Source organism: Arthrobacter sp. Y81 (assembly GCF_002929335.1).
In the GTDB taxonomy this organism is placed as follows: Bacteria; Actinomycetota; Actinomycetes; order Actinomycetales; family Micrococcaceae; genus Arthrobacter.
Window position 1 is genome coordinate 15,296 of sequence record NZ_PJIL01000018.1, and the last position, 18,135, is coordinate 33,430.

The 18,135-nt window shown below is 65.8% G+C and carries 18 protein-coding genes; 8 read left to right on the forward strand and 10 right to left on the reverse strand.

The features are described from left to right. Positions 1–6: 6 nt before the first annotated feature. From CXQ91_RS19525 to CXQ91_RS19545, 5 genes are all read right to left on the reverse strand, one after another. The gene (locus tag CXQ91_RS19525) at positions 7–510 is read right to left on the reverse strand and encodes a hypothetical protein (RefSeq protein WP_104175550.1); all 504 of its coding nucleotides are present in this window, start codon (positions 508–510) and stop codon (positions 7–9) included. After that, entirely contained in the window at positions 510–1,526 is a 1,017-nt protein-coding gene (locus CXQ91_RS19530; RefSeq protein WP_104175551.1) for a LacI family DNA-binding transcriptional regulator, read from the reverse strand. The genes CXQ91_RS19525 and CXQ91_RS19530 overlap by 1 nt, the downstream gene beginning before the upstream one ends. 19 nt (positions 1,527–1,545) lie before the next feature. Further along, a complete protein-coding gene (locus tag CXQ91_RS19535; protein WP_104175621.1) occupies positions 1,546–2,424 on the reverse strand; it encodes a carbohydrate ABC transporter permease in 879 nt (292 codons plus the stop codon). 17 nt (positions 2,425–2,441) lie between these two features. Next, on the reverse strand, positions 2,442–3,410 hold the full coding sequence (locus CXQ91_RS19540; RefSeq protein ID WP_104175552.1) for a carbohydrate ABC transporter permease: 969 nt from the start codon (positions 3,408–3,410) through the stop codon (positions 2,442–2,444). Positions 3,411–3,521: 111 nt separating this feature from the next. After that, a complete protein-coding gene (locus CXQ91_RS19545; RefSeq protein ID WP_104175553.1) occupies positions 3,522–4,850 on the reverse strand; it encodes an ABC transporter substrate-binding protein in 1,329 nt (442 codons plus the stop codon). A gap of 194 nt (positions 4,851–5,044) precedes the next feature. Between CXQ91_RS19545 and CXQ91_RS19550 the strand changes: the two genes are divergently transcribed. Together CXQ91_RS19550 and CXQ91_RS19555 are read left to right on the forward strand one after the other, a co-directional pair. Further along, positions 5,045–7,093 (forward strand): beta-galactosidase, encoded by a 2,049-nt coding sequence (locus tag CXQ91_RS19550; protein ID WP_104175554.1) that lies wholly within the window; start codon positions 5,045–5,047, stop codon positions 7,091–7,093. Continuing rightward, positions 7,090–7,302: a hypothetical protein gene (locus tag CXQ91_RS19555; RefSeq protein WP_104175555.1), complete on the forward strand. Its 213-nt coding sequence runs from the start codon at positions 7,090–7,092 to the stop codon at positions 7,300–7,302. Before CXQ91_RS19550 ends, CXQ91_RS19555 begins: the two co-directional genes overlap by 4 nt. Positions 7,303–7,367: 65 nt before the next feature. On the opposite strand, the gene CXQ91_RS19560 is transcribed toward CXQ91_RS19555, so the two are convergent. Next, complete coding sequence (locus CXQ91_RS19560) at positions 7,368–7,733, reverse strand: helix-turn-helix transcriptional regulator (RefSeq protein WP_104175556.1); 366 nt, start codon at positions 7,731–7,733, stop codon at positions 7,368–7,370. A 330-nt stretch (positions 7,734–8,063) separates the two neighbouring features. Between CXQ91_RS19560 and CXQ91_RS25645 the strand changes: the two genes are divergently transcribed. The 3 genes from CXQ91_RS25645 to CXQ91_RS19575 all read left to right on the forward strand — a co-directional run bounded on the left by CXQ91_RS25645 (position 8,064) and on the right by CXQ91_RS19575 (position 9,930). Next, complete coding sequence (locus tag CXQ91_RS25645; RefSeq protein ID WP_308471421.1) at positions 8,064–8,510, forward strand: DUF1508 domain-containing protein; 447 nt, start codon at positions 8,064–8,066, stop codon at positions 8,508–8,510. A 5-nt stretch (positions 8,511–8,515) separates the two neighbouring features. After that, positions 8,516–9,223, forward strand: a complete 708-nt coding sequence (locus CXQ91_RS19570) for a PAS and ANTAR domain-containing protein (RefSeq protein WP_104175622.1) — start codon at positions 8,516–8,518, stop codon at positions 9,221–9,223. A gap of 92 nt (positions 9,224–9,315) precedes the next feature. Then, positions 9,316–9,930 (forward strand): TetR/AcrR family transcriptional regulator, encoded by a 615-nt coding sequence (locus tag CXQ91_RS19575; protein ID WP_374953683.1) that lies wholly within the window; start codon positions 9,316–9,318, stop codon positions 9,928–9,930. Between the two features lie 93 nt (positions 9,931–10,023). On the opposite strand, the gene CXQ91_RS19580 is transcribed toward CXQ91_RS19575, so the two are convergent. The 4 genes from CXQ91_RS19580 to CXQ91_RS19595 all read right to left on the reverse strand — a co-directional run bounded on the left by CXQ91_RS19580 (position 10,024) and on the right by CXQ91_RS19595 (position 14,127). Then, on the reverse strand, positions 10,024–11,064 hold the full coding sequence (locus CXQ91_RS19580; RefSeq protein ID WP_104175558.1) for a bile acid:sodium symporter family protein: 1,041 nt from the start codon (positions 11,062–11,064) through the stop codon (positions 10,024–10,026). A 103-nt stretch (positions 11,065–11,167) separates the two neighbouring features. Beyond that, a complete protein-coding gene (locus CXQ91_RS19585) occupies positions 11,168–11,362 on the reverse strand; it encodes a YegP family protein (RefSeq protein WP_104175559.1) in 195 nt (64 codons plus the stop codon). A gap of 149 nt (positions 11,363–11,511) precedes the next feature. Further along, on the reverse strand, positions 11,512–13,014 hold the full coding sequence (locus tag CXQ91_RS19590; protein WP_104175560.1) for a SulP family inorganic anion transporter: 1,503 nt from the start codon (positions 13,012–13,014) through the stop codon (positions 11,512–11,514). 6 nt (positions 13,015–13,020) lie between these two features. Next, complete coding sequence (locus CXQ91_RS19595) at positions 13,021–14,127, reverse strand: GTP pyrophosphokinase family protein (protein WP_104175561.1); 1,107 nt, start codon at positions 14,125–14,127, stop codon at positions 13,021–13,023. 258 nt (positions 14,128–14,385) lie between these two features. Between CXQ91_RS19595 and CXQ91_RS19600 the strand changes: the two genes are divergently transcribed. From CXQ91_RS19600 to CXQ91_RS19610, 3 genes are all read left to right on the forward strand, one after another. Then, complete coding sequence (locus CXQ91_RS19600; RefSeq protein WP_104175562.1) at positions 14,386–15,183, forward strand: alpha/beta hydrolase; 798 nt, start codon at positions 14,386–14,388, stop codon at positions 15,181–15,183. Positions 15,184–15,265: 82 nt separating this feature from the next. Further along, positions 15,266–16,618: a Na+/H+ antiporter NhaA gene (nhaA, locus tag CXQ91_RS19605; RefSeq protein ID WP_104175563.1), complete on the forward strand. Its 1,353-nt coding sequence runs from the start codon at positions 15,266–15,268 to the stop codon at positions 16,616–16,618. A gap of 90 nt (positions 16,619–16,708) precedes the next feature. Continuing rightward, complete coding sequence (locus CXQ91_RS19610) at positions 16,709–18,133, forward strand: rhodanese-like domain-containing protein (RefSeq protein ID WP_104175623.1); 1,425 nt, start codon at positions 16,709–16,711, stop codon at positions 18,131–18,133. Positions 18,134–18,135: the final 2 nt, after the last annotated feature.

The window sequence follows — 18,135 nt, forward strand, 5'->3', positions numbered from 1 at the left end:
TTCTGATCACGGCCGGTGGACGTCGACGCCGGCAGCCGCCAGGGCAGCGAGGAACCGCTCCTGCCGTTCGGCGGTGCCCAGGCTCAGGAGATATCCGCGCCCGGAATCGAGCTGGACGGCCGGCCCCGTGTCCTGGATGAGTCCCAGCCCGAAGCCGCCGAACCGCAGCCCGAATCCGTAGCGCAGGCCGTGGATAGCTGCCGGAGCGGCCGAGCGGACGGCCGCAATGGGAATCCTGCGGCGATAGAAGGGGAACCAGCGCAGCCGGACCTCGTTCTCCAGAACCTGGACCCTGGCGAAACCAAAGGCGAGAAGCCCAACTGCAACTGCGGCGCCAGCCAGCAGGGCGACGACCGACGGGTCCGTACGCAAAGCGCCGGTTGTAACGGCTGCGGACAGGATTCCGATCAGCAGGACGACGGCGCCGCCGATGATTGCGCGTGGCAGGCGGCCGTAGTACATCCTGCCGGAGTCGAACACGATGACCGGGTCCCCCGAACTTGTCCTCATCAGGCCGATTCGCGGATCACCAGTTCGGTGGGGATGGTGATGGCTGCCGGCCGCTCACCGTCGATGACGGCCAGGAGCAGCCGCACCATCTCCGCGCTGATCCGCTCGAACGGCTGCCGGACCGTGGTCAGCGTCGGCACCGTGGAAGCGGAAACCTTGATGTCGTCGAACCCGGCAACGGCCACGTCTTCCGGAACGCGGCGGCCTGATTCCTTGAGCACTTCGAGCGCGCCGAGCGCCATGAGGTCGTTCGCCGCGAAGACGGCGTCGACGTCGGGGGCGCGGTTGAGGATGTCCCGCATGCCTTTCGCGCCGCTTTCCCTGCTGTAGTCGCCGAAGGCAATCAGGTTTTCGTCGGCGTCGGCGCCCTGGTGGTTCCGGTACGCCTCCAGGCGGCGGATGCCGCCGGAAGTGTCCTGCGGGCCGGCGATAGTGGCGATCCGCTTGCGGCCGCCGTCGCCCAGATGGCGGAGAACGTCCAGGGCGCCTTCGTAATCGTCGGCGGCGACATAACCCATCTTCTTTTCGAAGCCGAGCGGCACACCACACGCAATCGCGGGGATGTTGGCGGCGACGATCTCGGAGATGATGCCCTTCCGGGTGGCGTGGGCGGACACCAGCAGGACGCCGTCCACGTGCCCCGCGGTGAGGAACTCGGTGGCCCGGCGCTGTTCGTCGTCGGTCCCGGCCATGATCAGCACCAGCGGGATGTCGTGCACGGCCAGGGCATCGGCCGCACCGCGCATCAGGACGGCGAAGTTCGGATCCTCGAACAGGCGGTCGTGCGACTCGGTGAGCAGGAACGCCACCGAGTTTGCCCGGTTGGTGGCGAGGCTCCTGGCGTGCGGGTTGACCCGGTACCCGGTCTTCTTGATGGCGGCATTCACGGCTGCCAAAGCGGGTGGACTGACCCAGTGCCCGCCGTTGAGGACCCGGGAAACCGTGCCACGTGAGACGCCCGCTTCCCTGGCGACGTCGTCGATCTTGGGGCGGTTCTTGGAGGGAGGCTGAGACATGGCTAAAGCCTATCCGGGGCTAAGCCTTCACCGCACCGGCGGCCAGGTCGACCCGCCAGTAGCGCTGAAGGAGAAGGAACATGATGACGAGCGGGACGATGGACAGCAGGGCACCCGCGAGGACCAGTGTGTACAGGGCGGGGGCGGAGGCGCCCTGGTTGAGCAGGCCGTTCAGGCCCACCGTGATGGGGAACAGGTGGTCGTCGCCGAGCATGATGTACGGCAGCATGAAGTTGTTCCAGATGGCCACGAACTGGAACAGGAAGATGGTCACCAGGCCCGGCAGCATCATGGGCATCGCGATGCGGTTGAAGATGTACATTTCCCTGGCGCCCTCGGTGCGGGCCGCCTCAATTACATCGCCCGGCACCGAGGCGGCGGCGTAGATCCGGGCCAGGTAGATGCCGTACGGGCTGATGATCTGCGGGAGCAGCACGGACCAGTAGGTGTTGGTCAGTCCGGCCTGGGCGAGCATCAGGTACTGCGGGATAGCCAGGATGACGCCCGGCACCAGCACGCCCATGAGCAGGACCTTGAAGATTCCGGCCTTGCCGGGGAAGTCGAACTTGGCCAGCACGTAGCCGGACAGGGCCGACATCCAGGTGGAGACGACGGCGCCGACGCCGGCGTAGAGGGCCGTGTTGAGCATCCAGCGCCAGAACAGGCCGTCGCGGTACGCGGTGAGTTCCACGATGTTGTCCCACAGGTGCGTGCTGGGCGCGAGGGTGAACGTGGAGAACAGTTCCGTGCCGCTCTTGCTGGCCGCGGCAAGGACCCACAGCACAGGGAACAGGCAGTACAGGGCGCCGAGGATAAGGATGCCGGTGGAGAGGAAGCTCGGCCTTTCACGTAGCTCGGTGGCGCGGGCGGCCGTCGTGGGGGTGGGCTTGGGGCGAATGGCGGTGGTGGTCACGGTCAGTTCTCCTGTCCGAAGGCCCGCTTCTGCACCACGCGCAGGAACAGGAAGGAAATGATGAAGGTGGCGGCGGCGATCACGATGCTGGTCGCGGCTGCCGAGAAGACGTCGTTGCGGGTGAACGCGTCACGGTACACGAGCATGAGCGGTGACCAGCTCGTGGAGAGGCTGTTCGCCAGCGGGCGCAGCGTGGTGGGTTCGGCGAAGACCTGAAGGGTGGCGATCATCGAGAACAGGGCGGTCATCACGAGGGCCGGGGCGATGATCGGGATCTTGATCCGCAGGGCCGTCTGCACCTCGGAGCAGCCGTCCAGCTTGGCCGCCTCATAGATCTCGGTGGGAACGGCCTTGAGCGACGTGTACATCACGATCATGTTGAAGCCGACACCACCCCAGAGCGCGATGTTGCAGATGGCGAAGGTCACCAGGTTGGGGTCCAGCAGGGACGGGAGCTCCACGCCCAGCTGGCGTGCCACGAAGTGGAACGGGCTGACGCCGGGCAGGTAGAGGAAGCCCCAGAGCAGTGAGCTGATCACAGCGGGCACTGCGTAGGGCAGGAAGATGGCGGTCCGGGAGAAGTTCCCGGCCCGGGTGCGCCGGGAGTCCAGCAGCAAAGCGAACAGCAGGGCGAAGCCGAGCATGAGGGGGATGAGGATGACGCCGTACAGCAGCACGCGCAGGACGCTGGCGGTGAATTCGGGGTCGGTGAGCGCGCTGATGTAGTTGTCCAGGCCGGCGAACACCTGGCTCTGCGAGTTCTTGCCCAGGCCCAGCCCGCTGACCTTCTTCTTCTGGAAGCTCAGGAACAGCGTGTAGACGATCGGTGCCGCCATGAAGAGGAGGAAAAGGATGATGCCCGGGGCAAGCATCGCGTAGGGGACGAGCACCCGGGACTTGAAGTTTTTCGCCCGCCGGGGGGATCCTGGCGCTGCGGTCTTCGCCGCCGGGCCGGTCCTGGTCACAGTCATTGCCACGGGTGCACTTCCTTGCGTAGTTTTCGGTGAGGCTGGTTGGAGCTCTGGGAGGATTTTGGGAGGGCGCCGGGGTGCGCCCTCCCAAAAGAGTGACTGCTTGACTGACTACTTGACGGTGAAGCCGGTCTTCTTCAGGTCATCGACCGTCACCTGCTGCATGCTCTTCACGGCATCCAGGAAGGCGCTCTTCTGCTTCGACTGCGCCGCCTTGGCGAACTGGTCGTTGTACGCGTTGAACGTGACGTTGACGTTGGGGCCGTAGGTGAAGGATCCGACGTTCTGGGCTGCCTCGCCGACTACCTTGTAGAAGTCAGGCTGGTTGCTGAAGAACTCCGGGGCCGTGGTCAGGGCGGATTCCGCGCCTGCGGAGTCTGCCGGGTAGATCCCGGTCTCGGTCACGAGGGCCTTGACGGCCTCCGCGTCCGTGTTCAGCCAGGTGGCGAACTTCGCTGCGGCGTCCACGTTCTTGGACTGCGAGGTCACGGCGGTGGAGGAACCGCCCCAGTTGCCGGTGGCGGGGTTGGCGGCATCCCACTGCGGCATGGGGGCGGCCTTCCACTGGCCTGCCGTCGCTCCGGCGTTGCCGGCCAGTACGCCCGGACCCCAGGCGGCGCTGAGCCAGCCGACCTGTTTGCCGGTGTTCAGTGCGGTGTTCCACTCGGGCGTGTACATCGGCTTGTTATCGATGACGCCGTCCTGGACCAGGCCGCCCCAGTAACCGGCGACCTTTTGGGTGGGATCTTCGTCCACCTTGACGCTCCAGGCGTCACCGTCGATGCCCCACCAGGAGGCTCCGGCCTGCTGGGCCATGCCGGTGAACCAGCCGGCGTCGTTGGAGGAGAACGTCCCCAGGTACGCTTCGGGGTCGGTGGCGTGGACAGCCTTGGCTGTTTCCGCGTATTCGTCCCAGGTCTTAGGAACGGAGAGGCCGAGCTTGTCGAACACGTCAGCGCGGTAGTAGAACACCATGGGGCCGGTGTCCTGAGGTACGGAGTACAGCGCCTCGCCGCCCAGGGTTACGGAGTTCCACACGCCGTCGGGGAAGTGGCTCTTTGTGTCGTTCGCAGAGGTCTTGGACAGGTCCGCCAGGGCATCTGCCGCCACCAGGGTGGGGATCTTCTGGTATTCGGCCTGGATCAGGTCGGGGGCGCCGCTGCCGGCCTTCACTGCGGTGAGTAGCTTGGTGACAGCGGGATCACCGCCGTCCTGCTTGTTGACAGTGACATGGATGTTCGGGTTTTTCTGGTTCCAAAGGTCCACCACCTTGTCCAGGTTCGGCGCCCAGGCCCAGTAAGTGAGTTCCACTTTCTGGTTGGGATCGCTTGCTGCTGACTCTGCCGCGGAACCTGTTCCCGCTCCGCCCGAACATCCTGCGGTGAGCATGGCGGCCGCGGCGAGCATGGCCACGGCGCCTGCACGAAATGACTTGCGCATTCCGTCCTCCTTGTCGAAAAGCTTGATGGGTCTGTCTGAATTATCACCACTCATCCGAACCGAGGCCGCATGACTGTGAGCGGTTCCAGTAATCCATACAACTGTGACGTGTGTCAATGCCGAATCAGCTCTAGCATCGAAACTTGCCGCTGTGATACAACTGGGACCGCACACAGTTCTAAGGAGACCAGGAAATGACAGACGTCCTTCAGCGCACCGCTCCCCGGAGCGCGCCGGCCCCGTGGCTGCAGCGCCCGGCCGGGCTCTGCTATGGCGGGGACTACAACCCCGAACAGTGGCCGCGGGAGGTCTGGGCCGAAGACATCGCACTGATGAAGGAGGCCGGGATCAACCTGGTCAGCGTCGGCATCTTCTCGTGGGTCCTGCTGGAGCCCCGCGAGGGCGAGTATGACTTCGATTGGCTCGATCACCTGATGGACCTGCTCGCCGACGCCGGAATTGACGTGGACCTGGGCACGCCCACAGCGGCACCGCCGGCCTGGTTCTGGAAGAAATACCCGCAGGCGCGCCCCGTCACCCGCGAGGGTGTCCCGCTGGGCAGCGGATCCCGCGGCATGGCCAGCCCCAGCTCGCCCGAATACCTGCGCGCGGCCACCAACATCACCGAGCAGCTCGCCCGGCGGTACGGATCCCACCCTGCCCTGGTCCTGTGGCACGTGCACAACGAATACGGCGCCCCGGTCAGCGACTCCTACGACGATTACTCCGTGGCGGCCTTCCGTGAATGGCTGCAGGCACGCTACGGCAGCCTGGACGCACTCAACCAGGCCTGGGGAACCTTGTTCTGGGGCCAGAAATACGGCGAATGGGACGAAATCGACGCGCCCCGGCTCGCCGCCAGTGTCAGCAACCAGGCCCAGCGGCTGGATTTCCGCCGGTTCACCTCGGACGCGCTGCTGAAGTGCTTCGTCGCCGAGCGGGACGTGATCCGCAAATACACGCCGGAGCTGCCGGTGACCACCAACTTCATGGCCACCAACTGCCTCGCCGCGGACTACTGGAAGTGGAGCCGCGAGGTGGACATCGTGTCCAACGACCACTACCTGGTGGCCGAACGCACCGACAACCACATCCTGCTGTCTATGGACGCCGACCTCACGCGGTCGCTGGCCGGCAACCGGCCCTGGATGCTCATGGAACACTCCACCGGAGCCGTGAACTGGCAGGGCCGCAACATTGCCAAACGCCCCGGCGAACTGGCCCGCAACAGTATTTCCCACCTGGCCCGCGGCGCGGACGCCGTGATGTTCTTCCAGTTCCGGGCCTCCCGGTTCGGGGCCGAGAAGTTCCACTCCGCCATGCTTCCCCATGCAGGAACCGGCACCCGGATTTGGCGCGAAGTCCTGGATCTCGGCGATGACCTGAAGAAGCTTTCGGCCGTGAAAGGGTCCACCGTCCAGGCCAGGGTCGCGATCCTCTGGGACGTGGAGTCGTTCTGGGCACAGGACCTGGAGTGGCGCCCCAGCAGCGACCTGAACCACCGCGAACGCATTGAGGCCTACTACTCGGTGCTGTGGGAGCACGGAATCACCACCGATTTCGCCCACCCCGAAGCCGACCTCTCCGGCTATGACCTGGTCCTCGCCCCGGCCCTCTATCTGGTCGGAGACGCAGCGGCGGCCAACCTGCGGGGATATGTCGACGGCGGCGGGCACCTGCTGGTCTCCTACTTCTCCGGCATCGTCGACTCCAACGACACCGTTCCCGCCGGCGCCTCGCCCGGAGGGCTCCGGGATGTCCTTGGCCTCGAAATCCACGAATTCCTGCCGCTCCGCGCCGGGGAAACAACGAACCTCAGCAACGGGAATGCGGGCGTCGTCTGGGCGGAAGACATCCACCCCGGCACGGCAACCGTGGTGGCCAGGTACCTTGACGGCCCGGCCGCCTCGGGCCCGGCCATCACCCGCAACGCCTTTGGCGGCGGCACCTCCTGGTACGTCTCCACGAAGCTCGACGGCGGCGACCTCACCACCGTCGTCCTCGACGCTGTCCGGACCGCCGGGCTGGAAGCTGCCCCCAAGCTGCCCGAGGGACTGGAAGTGATCACCCGCCGTAATTCCACGGACAAGTTCACGTTCCTCATCAACCACTCCGAGGCAGACGCCGAATACCCGGCAAGGGGACACGACCTGCTCACCGGAGAACCGTCAGCGCCCGTATCCGCCATCCCCGGCGGCACCGTGCGCGTCATCCACTTGCACGAAGGTGGGCCCGCCACATGAACACCACCACCGCTGACGTGCTTGAAGTGAAGGTCGATACCGCCCAGCAGCTCGAGGAACGGCTGAACGCCGCCGTCCGGAGCCTGCAGGACGTGGCCACCCGCACCCGCGCGCACGGGATCCTGGTGACCCGGCTCAACCCCGGCCACTACACGGTTTCGCTCAGCGACTCCGTGCCGTTCGGAGTGACGCGCGAACAGAGCCGCTAGCCGGGCCGGGGACAACAACGGGCGAAGGGCGGGCAGCGGCCCGCCCTTCGCCCGTTTGCGCCGGCTTAGCGGACTGCGGCTTCGCTGGCCGGTTCATCCAGCGGCATCAGAGTCAGGCGTGTTGATTGCTGGACAGTGCCCAGCAGCGAGCGGGCCGCCAGCAGCAGGCCGCTCACCTCGGGGCAGGATAGTTCATAGAACAGCCTGCCGTCCTGGCGCGAGGGGATGACCAGCCGCTGGCGGCGGAGAACACCAAGGTGCTGGGACAAATTTGACGGTTCCAGGCCGGTGCCGTCGCGCAAGCGGCTGACAGCGACGGGGCCGTCGGCGAGCATCTCCAGGAGCTGGACCCGGGCAGGGTGACCCATGGACTTAAAAAGTTCGGCCTTCACATCACTCAGGACCAGACCTACGGGCAGATCGTCCTTCATCGGGCCTCCCTCCTTACCTCCAACGCGCGGCACCAGGCCGGCGTTTCGACGATTAAAAGACTAGGGCAGACAGAAAGGTCTGTCTTGCTTGCGTCCCATTTAGCTCCATGTCCATGTACATCGTAGCCCCCGGACGTGTCCGGACAGCGGGGTGTTTTCAATCAGTGGCCACCCCTTGCGCGGACGGGTGGAGTAGTTCAGACTTTCATGAATTCATCAAATCGCACCGGCCGTCCACAGGCGGCCGGCAACACATGGATGGATTCAGGCTGCTTCCGCTGACAACGGCGTCACCGGGGGTGGCATGATCCCAAGTTTCAGGAGGGCTCAATGGCAGGCATGTTCGAACTATTCGCCGACTCGGATTCTTCCTTCAGGTTTCAACTGACAGCTCCGGACGGAACCGTCATGGCGCTCTCCAAGCCCTTCCCGGACAAGCGCGCCGCAGTTGCAGGCATTGCTGAGGTGCGCGAGTACGCGGGGATGGGCTTTGTCACCGAAATCCCGGCACCGGACACGGAAGGCACGTCGGAAGGCATCACGGACGCAACGTCCGCCGAATTAGCAGCTGACCCGCCGGCGGGAGGCGATTTCGCGGAAAAGCGGAAAGCCATTCCGGCCGGATCGTTTAATCCCGCCAGGCTCCCGCGGGCACGAGTCTCCTCTGCAGCGCGCGCCCTCGGCGGGCGGGCAGCCAGCCGGAAACAGCAGATTCTGGTTCGGTGGCGGCAAACGTTACGGTCGGGAGCCGCCGTCGCCGATCTCCGTGCGTGTTGACTTCCGTGGACGCGCCGAGAGTCCCGCAGGCGTACCCCAGTGCCCTTGCTGCGTCTGATTGCATCGTCGGGACGATCCGTTTCGACGTGGCCAGCGGAAAGCTGGACTGGTCCGAGGAGCTCTACCTGATTCACGGCTACAGCCGCGGGGAGATTGTTCCAACCCTCGATCTGTTCCTCTCACACAAGCATCCGGATGACCGGACACGCAGCCGTGAGACTTTAACCCAGGTGAGCAGCGCCGGAGGCAGTTTCTTCACGTACGACAGGCTCATCGACGCCCGCTTGCGGGAACACAGGATCCTGACCACAGGGGAGGGCGTGCTGGACGACTGCGGAAGGCCCAGCCACATTGATGCCTTCGTCGTTGACCTCACGAGGACCCTGCAGCGCGAGTCGGAACTGTTTGCCCGGGCGGCCGTCGCGGCGGCCAACGCCAGCCGCAGCACCATAGAGCAGGCCAAAGGCATCCTGATGGGCGCCCTGCATATCGGTTCGGAGGAGGCCTTCAAGCTGCTCGTGAGCAACAGCCAGCACTGCAATGTCAAGCTGGCGCGGACGGCTGCTGACCTGGTGGACCTGGCCAACAACTCCAAGGACTCCGCCGTGCTGGACGGTTTCATTCAGGCCCTCCACCGCGGCCCTGTCCGGCACCGGTCCAGAGTTATCGGCACGAACCGCCATCACGGGCGGCGCCCGCAGCGCTCCATGTAGCCCTGCGGAAAGCCGCCACAGCGAACAGGGGTTTCGTTTAGGGTGCAGTAACATCATGCGTCCCTCCCGCCGCATGTAAAATTTCTTCTACGATGACTGCCGAAGATGCCAACCGCTCGACGTTGTTGCCCGCCCAGGCAATGGCGGGTCGTGACGACCCAGTGGACCGCATTCTCGCCACCGCATATGAGCTGTTCTCCCGCCGCGGCATCCGCGATGTTGGGACCAACGAACTCATCAGTCGTTCCGGCGTGGCCAAAGCAACGTTCTACCGGCACTTCCCGTCCAAGGATGCGCTTGTCCTGGCCTTCCTGGCGCTCCGCGACCAGGTATGGACCGTGGACCTCATCGTCTCGGAAGCCCGCCGGCGCGGTAACACCCCAGAGGAACGGTTGCTGGCTGTCTTCGATGTGTTTGGCGACTGGTTCCACCGTGACGACTTCGAGGCCTGCACGTTCATCAACGTCCTGCTCGAAATGGGTCCCGAACATCCGCTGGGAAAGGCGAGCATCGGCTACCTGAGCAGGATCCGCGGCCACATCGAGGCGCTTGCGGAGGAGGCCGGGCTGAACCGCACCGAGGAATTCGCGCGCTCCTGGCACATCCTGATGAAGGGTTCCATCATCTCGGCCACCGAGGGGGATTTCCTCGCGTCAAAGCGGGCGCAGCAAATGGCCGGCTGGCTCATCGAGCACCACCGCAGCTGACGCACACCGCAGCTGACCAACACCGCTACTGAGGAACGCCAACGGGCGCCGGGAGGTCCCGGCGCCCGTTGGCGGTTTTGTTGTCCTGCGCAGCTAGGAGTCCTGGACTGCGGCGCTGCGAACTTCACTGTCGCGCAGCGGGCGCCGGGCCAGCCAGGCGGCAACGATTGCGCCTGAGATGTTGTGCCACAGCGAGAACACCGCCGAGGGCAGCGCGGCCAGCGGGCTGAAGTGCGCCGTTGCCAGCGTGGCGGCCAGTCCGGAGTTTTGCATGCCCACTTCGAAGGCCAGCGCCCGGCGCGCTTTGTCGTCCAGGCGGCCCAGCTTCCCGGCCAGGTAGCCGAGGCCGAGGCCAAAGCCGTTGTGCAGCACAACGGCGAGGAAGACGATGCCGCCGGCGGCCACAATCTTGCCGGCGCTGCCGGCCACCACGATCGCTACGATCAGGGAGATGACGACGGCGGACGCCCAGGGAAGCGCCGGAAGGAGCTTCGCGACGAGCTTCTTGAGGAAGAGTCGGGCAAGTAGGCCGGCAATCACCGGCAGGAGCACGGTCTTGACGATATCCAGGACCATGGCGCCGGCGTCGATCTGGAGGAAGGACCCTGCCAGGAAAAGGACCAGCAGGGGCGTGACGATGGGAGCGATCAGCGTGGAGACGGACGCCACCGCCACGGAGAGCGCTACGTCCCCCTTGGCCAGGAACGCCATCACGTTGGAGGCAGTTCCGGACGGTGCGCAGCCCACGAGGATGAGGCCCGCGGCCAGTTCCGGCGGCAGGTTGAGCGCCACGGCGATCAGCCAACCCGCGCCCGGCATGATCACGTAGTGGGCCACAATGCCCAGCACCACTGCCCAAGGCCGCTTGACCACGGACGCGAAATCCGGAGGGGTGAGCGTCAGGCCCATGCAGAACATGATGATGCCGAGCAGGTAGGGGACGCTGGGGCCCATGGGTTGGAAGGCGCCGGGCATCAGGAAGCCGGCGATGCCTGCCACCACCACCAGGATCGGGAAGACGGTCACCGCAATGCGGGCGATCTTCGCCTCCGCGGCCAGCGCAGGATTGAGCGGCGCGGCATCAGCCTCGGTGCCGGCCGCCGTGTTTTCGTGGGTTTTTGTTGCCTCGAGCATCCAATAATGCTCACACCCGGGCGGCTAGTCCGGCCAATTCATGAACAGACGTCTGACATTTATGTCGGACCCTGCTGTCGGATCCCAGTGTCTACTCCTTGGGCTATTCCCGCGGAGCTTTGCTGTGATCGGCTATATGCGCCGTGGCCGCGTGCTCGCGAATCTCGGTGACTCCCGACGCGGCTGCTGCGCTGTCACGATAGACGCCCGATTCGGCCAGGATGTTGCCTGCGCCGTTGATTAGCCGGATGCGTACGCCGCCTTTTTCAGCGGCGACAAGTTCGAATTTTCCTGCCATGCTGTTTCACTCCCCCAGGGTGGTGCGCCTGCAATATGGCCGCAGAACTGCTCCCGCAACAATTCTAGATGACAAAACCTGTCACATGAGTTACAAGACGCATTGTGTCGTTTGTGAGACGGCAGGGAGCATGCCGCCAAATGCTGCAGCTAGTGGCCGGCGTTGAGCTTCCCTGCCAGTTTTTCGCGCATCTGGACACTGGCGGAGTTCAGGCCGATCAGCTCCACTTCGCGGCCGTGCCTGCGGTATTTCTCGGTGACGGCGTCCAGGACGGCGATGGTGGAGGCGTCCCACAGGTGCGAGGCGTGGAGATCGATGATGACGCGGTCCACTGTGGGCGCGGAATCGCGGGCGTATTCGAACTGGGTGTAGAGGTCGTTGGAGGAGGCGAAGAACAGCTCCCCGTCCACCGTGTAGGTCGCGACTGTCTCGCCGTTGATCTCGATCTCCGTACGCTCCACAGTTGCGAAATGGGCAACCCGCCGGGCGAACATGGCCATGGCCGCCAGTACGCCGACCCCCACCCCGATCGCCAGGTTGTGGGTGGCCACCACGGTGCCCACGGTGATGACCATGACGGCGGTCTCCGACTTGGGCATCCGCTTGAGCGTCTTCGGGGCGACGGAGTGCCAGTCGAAGGTGATGGCGGAGACGAAAATCATCACGGCCACCAGCGCTGCCATAGGGATCAGGCCCACAATGTCACCCAGCGTCACCACCAGGACCAGCAGGAAGACGCCGGCGAGGAACGTGGAGACCCGGCTGCGGGCGCCGGATCCCTTGACGTTGATCATGGTCTGGCCGATCACTGCGCAGCCGCCCATGCCGCCCAGGAAGCCGGTGACGATGTTCGCCACGCCCTGGCCCCAGGACTCGCGGGTCTTGTTGGAGCGGGTGTCCGTGATGTCGTCAACGAGCTTGGCCGTCATGAGCGATTCAAGCAGGCCCACCAGCGCCATGGACAGTGCGAACGGGGCGATGGTCTGCAGCGTTTCCAACGTCAGGGGCACATTGGGAATGAAGAAGGTGGGCAGGCTTTCGGGGAGTGCGCCCTTGTCCTGGACGGCCGGAACGTCGATGTTGGCCAGCACCGCGAACAGCGTGAGAGCGACGATCGCGACGAGCGGGGACGGCACGGCCGACGTCAGCCGCGGGAGCGCAACGACGATCACCAGGCCAACCGCCACGAGCGGATACACCAGCCACGGAACGTTGATCAGCTCCGGCAGCTGCGCCATGAACACCAGGATGGCCAGCGCGTTCACGAACCCCACCATCACCGAGCGCGGAATGAAGCGCATCAGCCTGGTGACGCCCAGGAGCGCCAGCAGGATCTGGAAGACCCCCGCCAGGATCACCGCGGCGATCAGGTAGTCCAGGCCGTGGCTCCGCATCAGCGGGGCGATCACCAGGGCAACCGCGCCGGTGGCGGCGGAGATCATGGCGGGCCGGCCGCCCACGAAGGAGATGGTGACGGCCATGGTGAAGGACGCGAACAGCCCGATCCGGGGATCCACGCCGGCAATGACGGAGAACGCAATGGCCTCGGGGATCAGGGCCAGCGCTACCACCAGCCCGGCCAGGGCTTCAGTCTTGAGGCGGCGCGGGGAACGGAGCGTAGCCCGGACGGATTGGAGTTGTTCGGGCTTCATCTGTTCCTATGGCTTGGTCTGACGGTAGCGCTCGATCTGCTTCAGCCGCCGCAGGAGGCTGTCGCGCCGGGGGTGCGGAACGACGTCGGGCGCCTCCGCGGTGAGGTCAATGTGTTTGGTGCCGTACTGCCACAGCAGCAGGTCATCCAGCAGCCGGTCCGGGCCGGGGGAGTACCTGTGGTCCAGCGCCTTGCGGACTTCGGTGATCCGGTTGGCACTGAGCAGCCCTGCAAGCTGCACGGTCTGGTTGAGGCCGTGGGCCGCCATCAGCTCGGCTGCCCAGCCCCAGTCATCATCCACTTTACGGTCCACGTGCGGCAGGAGCGTGCGCCAGACGTCGCGGATCCGGTTCGGCGTCAGCTGCGCGGCGCCCTCTCCGTCCATGTCCCAGTAGCCGCGGACTTCCTCGTAGCGCTCGTGCAGGTCCGCGAACGCGCCCTCCACTGTTTCCAGCATGGCGGCTGTGGCGGTGAACTGCCGGTCGAAATGGGGAGTCCACGCGCGGGGGTCCTCGGCCTTGAAGCGGATATCGTGCTCGATCTCGCTCCAGGCGTGGGCAAAAACGGTACGGATCTGGCATTCGAAAAAGTAGCTGCCGTTGGGCTGGATGTCCGGGTTGAACACCTGCTGGTACTCCTTGACCGCCTCGTTCTGGAAGGTCCGCAGGATCAGGTGGCGGCTGGAGTAGCCGTAGGTGCCGGACTCGATGGAGCCGATGTCCTTTTCGCGGTCGCCGCGGCAGTCAAACAGCTGGCGCTGGCGCTTGATCAGGTTGGCTACCACCGCGTTCTCCGCCGGAAGCTTGGTGATGACGCGGACGCCCACCATGTCATTGAGGGTCCGGAACGGGTCCGGGAACTTCAGGACGGGCGGTCCGCCCGGTTCCAGCGGCTCTTCCGTCCGGGAGATCTTTTCCTTGAACGACTCCACGGATTTGGTGCGGCCGGTGACGAACAGGGGTGTCACCTCGGTGTCCTTGAGCATGCTCCGCAGCGTAAGCAGGACTTCGCGCGTGACCAGCTTGAGGGCAGGCCGGACCCGCTCGTAGAGCTCCACGTTTTGCTGCACGGACTCGCGCAGGCCTGCGTCCAGGCGGTCCCAGTTGGTAGCCATGTTTCCAGCTTACGGGTGGCGTATGACAGCCATGCGAGGTGACACTCCTGCGGACTGCCGTTGAACGGCCCGCGCTTGAACGATTGCAAGGCGCCGCCGCGACGGTGGCGGGCGCAAGGTGACAGGCCGCCAAGGTAGGCTCGGCACATGGCTGATCTGCGGCGTCGGACCCTGCTTTTACGGGGGTTGCCCGCCGCAGCAGCGGTGACACCGGGGGCACTGTCCGCTTCCTGTTCGTCGGGCCCGAAGGAGGACGCAGTGAAGCGGCACAAGTACCAGTACGGCGGTGACCCCAGCCAGTGGGGTGAGCTCTTCCTGCCGGAGGCCCTGGGAACCCGGGGCGTGGTGGTGGTGATCCACGGCGGGTACTGGCGCTCGCAGTACGGCGCGGAGCTGGGCGAGCCGCTGGCCCGGGACCTTGCCATGCACGGAATGCCGGCCTGGAACCTGGAGTACCGGCGCGCCGGCAACGGCGGCGGCTGGCCGCACACCTTCGAGGACGTACTGGCGGGGATCGACAAGCTCGGGGACGTCGCCGGGATCCACGGGCTCGGTCTGGACAAAGTGGTGGCCCTGGGCCACTCGGCCGGCGGGCATCTCGCCGTCTGGGCGGCCGGCCGGACCAGGCTCGGCCAGCTCGGCGCGCCCGACGCGGACCGCCAGCTGCAGCGGAAGAACGACGACGACGGCGCCGTGCAGCTCACCGGTGTGGTCAGCCAGGCCGGCCTGCTGAACCTGGCCGCCGCCGAAAAACTCAACCTCAGTAACGGTGCCGTCAGCAACCTGCTGGGCGGGTCGTCGGGAAAGTACCCGAAGCGCCACAAATTTTCCGACCCCATGAGCGCCATCCCGCTGCGGGTTCCCGTTTACGCCGTCCACGGCAGCGACGACGAAGATGTGCCCCCGAGCCAGTCCGAATCCTACGCCCGGGCGGCCAGGGCTGCGGGCGGACCCGTCCAGCTGCTGAAGGTGCCGGGCGACCACTTCTCCCTGATCGACCCCAAGGCGCCGGCCTACCGGAAGTGCCGGGATTTGGTCCAGGAACTCCTGGGCTGAGCCGGCGTTCCCTTAGACTGGACGAAGGTGCGCCGGGAAGTCTGGTCGGCATGACTTTGTCGACTCAACGTTTAGGACACTCATGAGCCACATGCCACCGCCCACGCCCGCCGCAAAACCCCGCTTCACCGTCCTCGGCTACGGCAGCTACGCGGAATCGCTGCGCATCGGCGAAATCCTGCGCAAGGAAACGGTGGGCGGCGCGTTACTGGTTGCGGCTGCCGTGATCGCCCTGGTCTGGGCGAATTCACCTCTCTCCGCCAGCTACTTCGCCTTGCGGGACTTCCGGATCGGCTACGAACCCTGGCACCTCGAACTCAGCCTGGGCGCCTGGGCCGCCGACGGCCTGCTGGCCATCTTCTTCTTCCTGGTGGGCCTGGAACTCAAGCGTGAGTTCGTGGCGGGCGACCTGCGGCAGCTCAGCAAATCGGTGGTGCCTGTGGCGGCCGCCGCCGGCGGCGTTCTGGTCCCGGCCCTGATCTATGCCGCAATGAACATATACAGCCCGGAAACCCTGCGCGGCTGGGCCATCCCCACGGCCACGGACATCGCGTTTGCCGTGGCTGTGCTGGCAATCATCGGCTCGCATCTGCCCAGTGCCCTGCGCATCTTCCTGCTCACCCTGGCCGTGGTGGACGATCTGATTGCCATCAGCATCATCGCGTTCTTCTACTCCAGCGACATCCAGCCCGCCCCGTTGCTGCTGGCCCTCATCCCGCTGGCGCTCTACACCTTCCTGGCGCAGAAGTACCGCCGCTTTTTCGGCACCCACTTCATGGCTGCCTGGGCCATCCTCCTGCCGCTCGGCATTGCCACCTGGGCACTGGTGCACGCGTCCGGCATCCATGCCACCGTGGCCGGCGTGCTGCTGGGATTCGCCGTGCCGGTGCTTCGGTCCAAGGCCAGCGGCGGCCCCGAGGCCGGGCCGGGCCTTGCCGAAATCTTCGAGCACCGCTTCCGGCCCATCTCCGCCGGAGTCGCCGTTCCCATCTTTGCCTTCTTCTCCGCCGGCGTGGCCGTCGGCGGCTGGGAAGGGCTGGGCTCCGCCTTGGCTGACCCCGTGGCCATCGGCATCATCATGGCCCTCGTTTTGGGCAAGCCCGTCGGCATTATGGGCACCACGTGGATCCTCACCAAAGCCACCAGGGCCCGGCTGGACGGATCCTTCAAGTGGATCGATGTCTTTGGAGTCTCGCTCCTGGCCGGAATCGGCTTCACCGTGTCGCTGCTGGTCGCGGAACTCAGTTTCGGCCACGGCAGCCTGCATGACGACCACGCGAAGGTGGGCATCCTGGCGGCGTCGCTTCTCGCAGCAATCCTGGCCACTGTGGTGCTGCGGGCCAGGAACCGCCAGTACCGCCTGGCCGAGGAGCGGGAGAAGGTTGACTCGGACCAGGACGGCATCCCGGACGTCTACGAACACGGAAGCCGCTGACGCTCCAAACATCCCTTGAAACAGCATACCCCTAGGGGTATGCTGTTCGGTGTGGCCGGGAAACCGCCGCGCCCCGCCGAGGAGGATGCCATGGACGTCATTGTCATCGATACCCCGCAGCTGGGGGACCGGAGCTACCTGGTGCACGACGGCACGGTGGGCCTTGTCATCGATCCGCAGCGGGACACGGACCGCGTGGAGGCTGCCGCCCGGGAAGCGGGCGTGACCATCACCCATGTCGCTGAAACCCACCTGCACAACGACTACATCACCGGCGGCCCGGAGCTCGCCAAGGCCCATGATGCGAAGTACCTGGTGAACGCCGCCGATGCGGTGCAGTTCGAGCGCGAGGCCATCACCGACGGCCAGGCTGTCCGGGTGGGATCCCTGACCGTAAAGGCCGTCGCCACGCCGGGGCACACCCACACGCACCTCTCGTTCATCGTGGACGACGGCGAACAGCAGGCGGTCTTCTCGGGCGGCAGCCTGCTCTACGGCTCGGTGGGCCGGACGGACCTCGTAGCCGAGGCGGACACGGTGGGCCTGACCCATGACCAGTACGCTTCCGTGCGCAGGCTCGTGGCCGAGGCCCGGCAGGACGCGGCGCTCTTCCCGACACACGGTTTCGGGTCCTTCTGTTCATCAGGCCCGGCCACCGGCGCCGCCTCCTCCACGGTGGGCGAGCAAGTTACCGCCAACCATGCCCTGGCCGACCCGGACGAGGACCACTTCGTCCAGGAACTCATCGCCAACCTCTCCGCGTATCCGTCCTACTACGCGCACATGGGCGCCCGCAACGCCAAGGGACCCGGTCCCGCCGACCTCGCCGTCCCGGAGTCCGTGGACCCCGCCGAGCTCACCCGCCGCCTTCACGACGGCGAATGGGTGGTTGACCTCCGCCGCCGCGTGGCCTTCGCCAGCAACCACCTCAAAGGCAGCGTCAGCTTCGAATACGGGCGCGGCTCCAACTTCACCACGTACGTGGGCTGGGTCCTGCCCTGGGAAAAGAAGCTCACCCTGGTGGGATCGCATAACGACGTCGAAAAAGCCATCCGCGACCTTTCCCGCATCGGCATCGATTCGCCGGATGCCGCCGTCGGAACCGAACCGCAGGCGCTGGCGCCGGATGCCGCCGTCGCCTCCTACCCGCGCGTGGGCTGGGACGGCCTGCTGGCGGGCCGCAGCGAAAGCGACACGGTCCTGGATGTCCGGCGCGCAGACGAGTTCGCGGCGTCGCACGTGGCCGGAGCAGTCAATGTCCCCGTGCACCAGCTCCTGGCCCGCATGGACGACGTGCCTGCCGGAAAGCTGTGGGTGCACTGCGGTTCCGGTTACCGGGCCGGAGTCGCCGCCAGCCTGCTGCAGCGTGCGGGCAGGGACGTGGTGCACCTGGACGCGAGGTTCGGCGACGCAGAGGCGGCCGGAGTCCAGCTGGCCGGTGTCCAGCGGGAGGCGGTCAAGCCGGAGAAGGCCAAAACGGGAGCGCGCGCGGCCCCGTTCTCTGGCAGAGTATGAGC

What these genes read in the sequence shown, in the direction of transcription:
- CXQ91_RS19525 (WP_104175550.1), bottom strand. Translation starts at nt 510, where the DNA reads ATGAGGACAAGTTCGGGGGACCCGGTCATCGTGTTCGACTCCGGCAGG.
- CXQ91_RS19530 (WP_104175551.1), bottom strand. Translation starts at nt 1,526, where the DNA reads ATGTCTCAGCCTCCCTCCAAGAACCGCCCCAAGATCGACGACGTCGCC.
- CXQ91_RS19540 (WP_104175552.1), bottom strand. Translation starts at nt 3,410, where the DNA reads ATGACTGTGACCAGGACCGGCCCGGCGGCGAAGACCGCAGCGCCAGGA.
- CXQ91_RS19545 (WP_104175553.1), bottom strand. Translation starts at nt 4,850, where the DNA reads ATGCGCAAGTCATTTCGTGCAGGCGCCGTGGCCATGCTCGCCGCGGCC.
- CXQ91_RS19550 (WP_104175554.1), top strand. Translation starts at nt 5,045, where the DNA reads ATGACAGACGTCCTTCAGCGCACCGCTCCCCGGAGCGCGCCGGCCCCG.
- CXQ91_RS19555 (WP_104175555.1), top strand. Translation starts at nt 7,090, where the DNA reads ATGAACACCACCACCGCTGACGTGCTTGAAGTGAAGGTCGATACCGCC.
- CXQ91_RS19560 (WP_104175556.1), bottom strand. Translation starts at nt 7,733, where the DNA reads ATGAAGGACGATCTGCCCGTAGGTCTGGTCCTGAGTGATGTGAAGGCC.
- CXQ91_RS25645 (WP_308471421.1), top strand. Translation starts at nt 8,064, where the DNA reads ATGGCAGGCATGTTCGAACTATTCGCCGACTCGGATTCTTCCTTCAGG.
- CXQ91_RS19575 (WP_374953683.1), top strand. Translation starts at nt 9,316, where the DNA reads ATGACTGCCGAAGATGCCAACCGCTCGACGTTGTTGCCCGCCCAGGCA.
- CXQ91_RS19580 (WP_104175558.1), bottom strand. Translation starts at nt 11,064, where the DNA reads ATGCTCGAGGCAACAAAAACCCACGAAAACACGGCGGCCGGCACCGAG.
- CXQ91_RS19585 (WP_104175559.1), bottom strand. Translation starts at nt 11,362, where the DNA reads ATGGCAGGAAAATTCGAACTTGTCGCCGCTGAAAAAGGCGGCGTACGC.
- CXQ91_RS19590 (WP_104175560.1), bottom strand. Translation starts at nt 13,014, where the DNA reads ATGAAGCCCGAACAACTCCAATCCGTCCGGGCTACGCTCCGTTCCCCG.
- CXQ91_RS19595 (WP_104175561.1), bottom strand. Translation starts at nt 14,127, where the DNA reads ATGGCTACCAACTGGGACCGCCTGGACGCAGGCCTGCGCGAGTCCGTG.
- nhaA (WP_104175563.1), top strand. Translation starts at nt 15,266, where the DNA reads ATGAGCCACATGCCACCGCCCACGCCCGCCGCAAAACCCCGCTTCACC.
- CXQ91_RS19610 (WP_104175623.1), top strand. Translation starts at nt 16,709, where the DNA reads ATGGACGTCATTGTCATCGATACCCCGCAGCTGGGGGACCGGAGCTAC.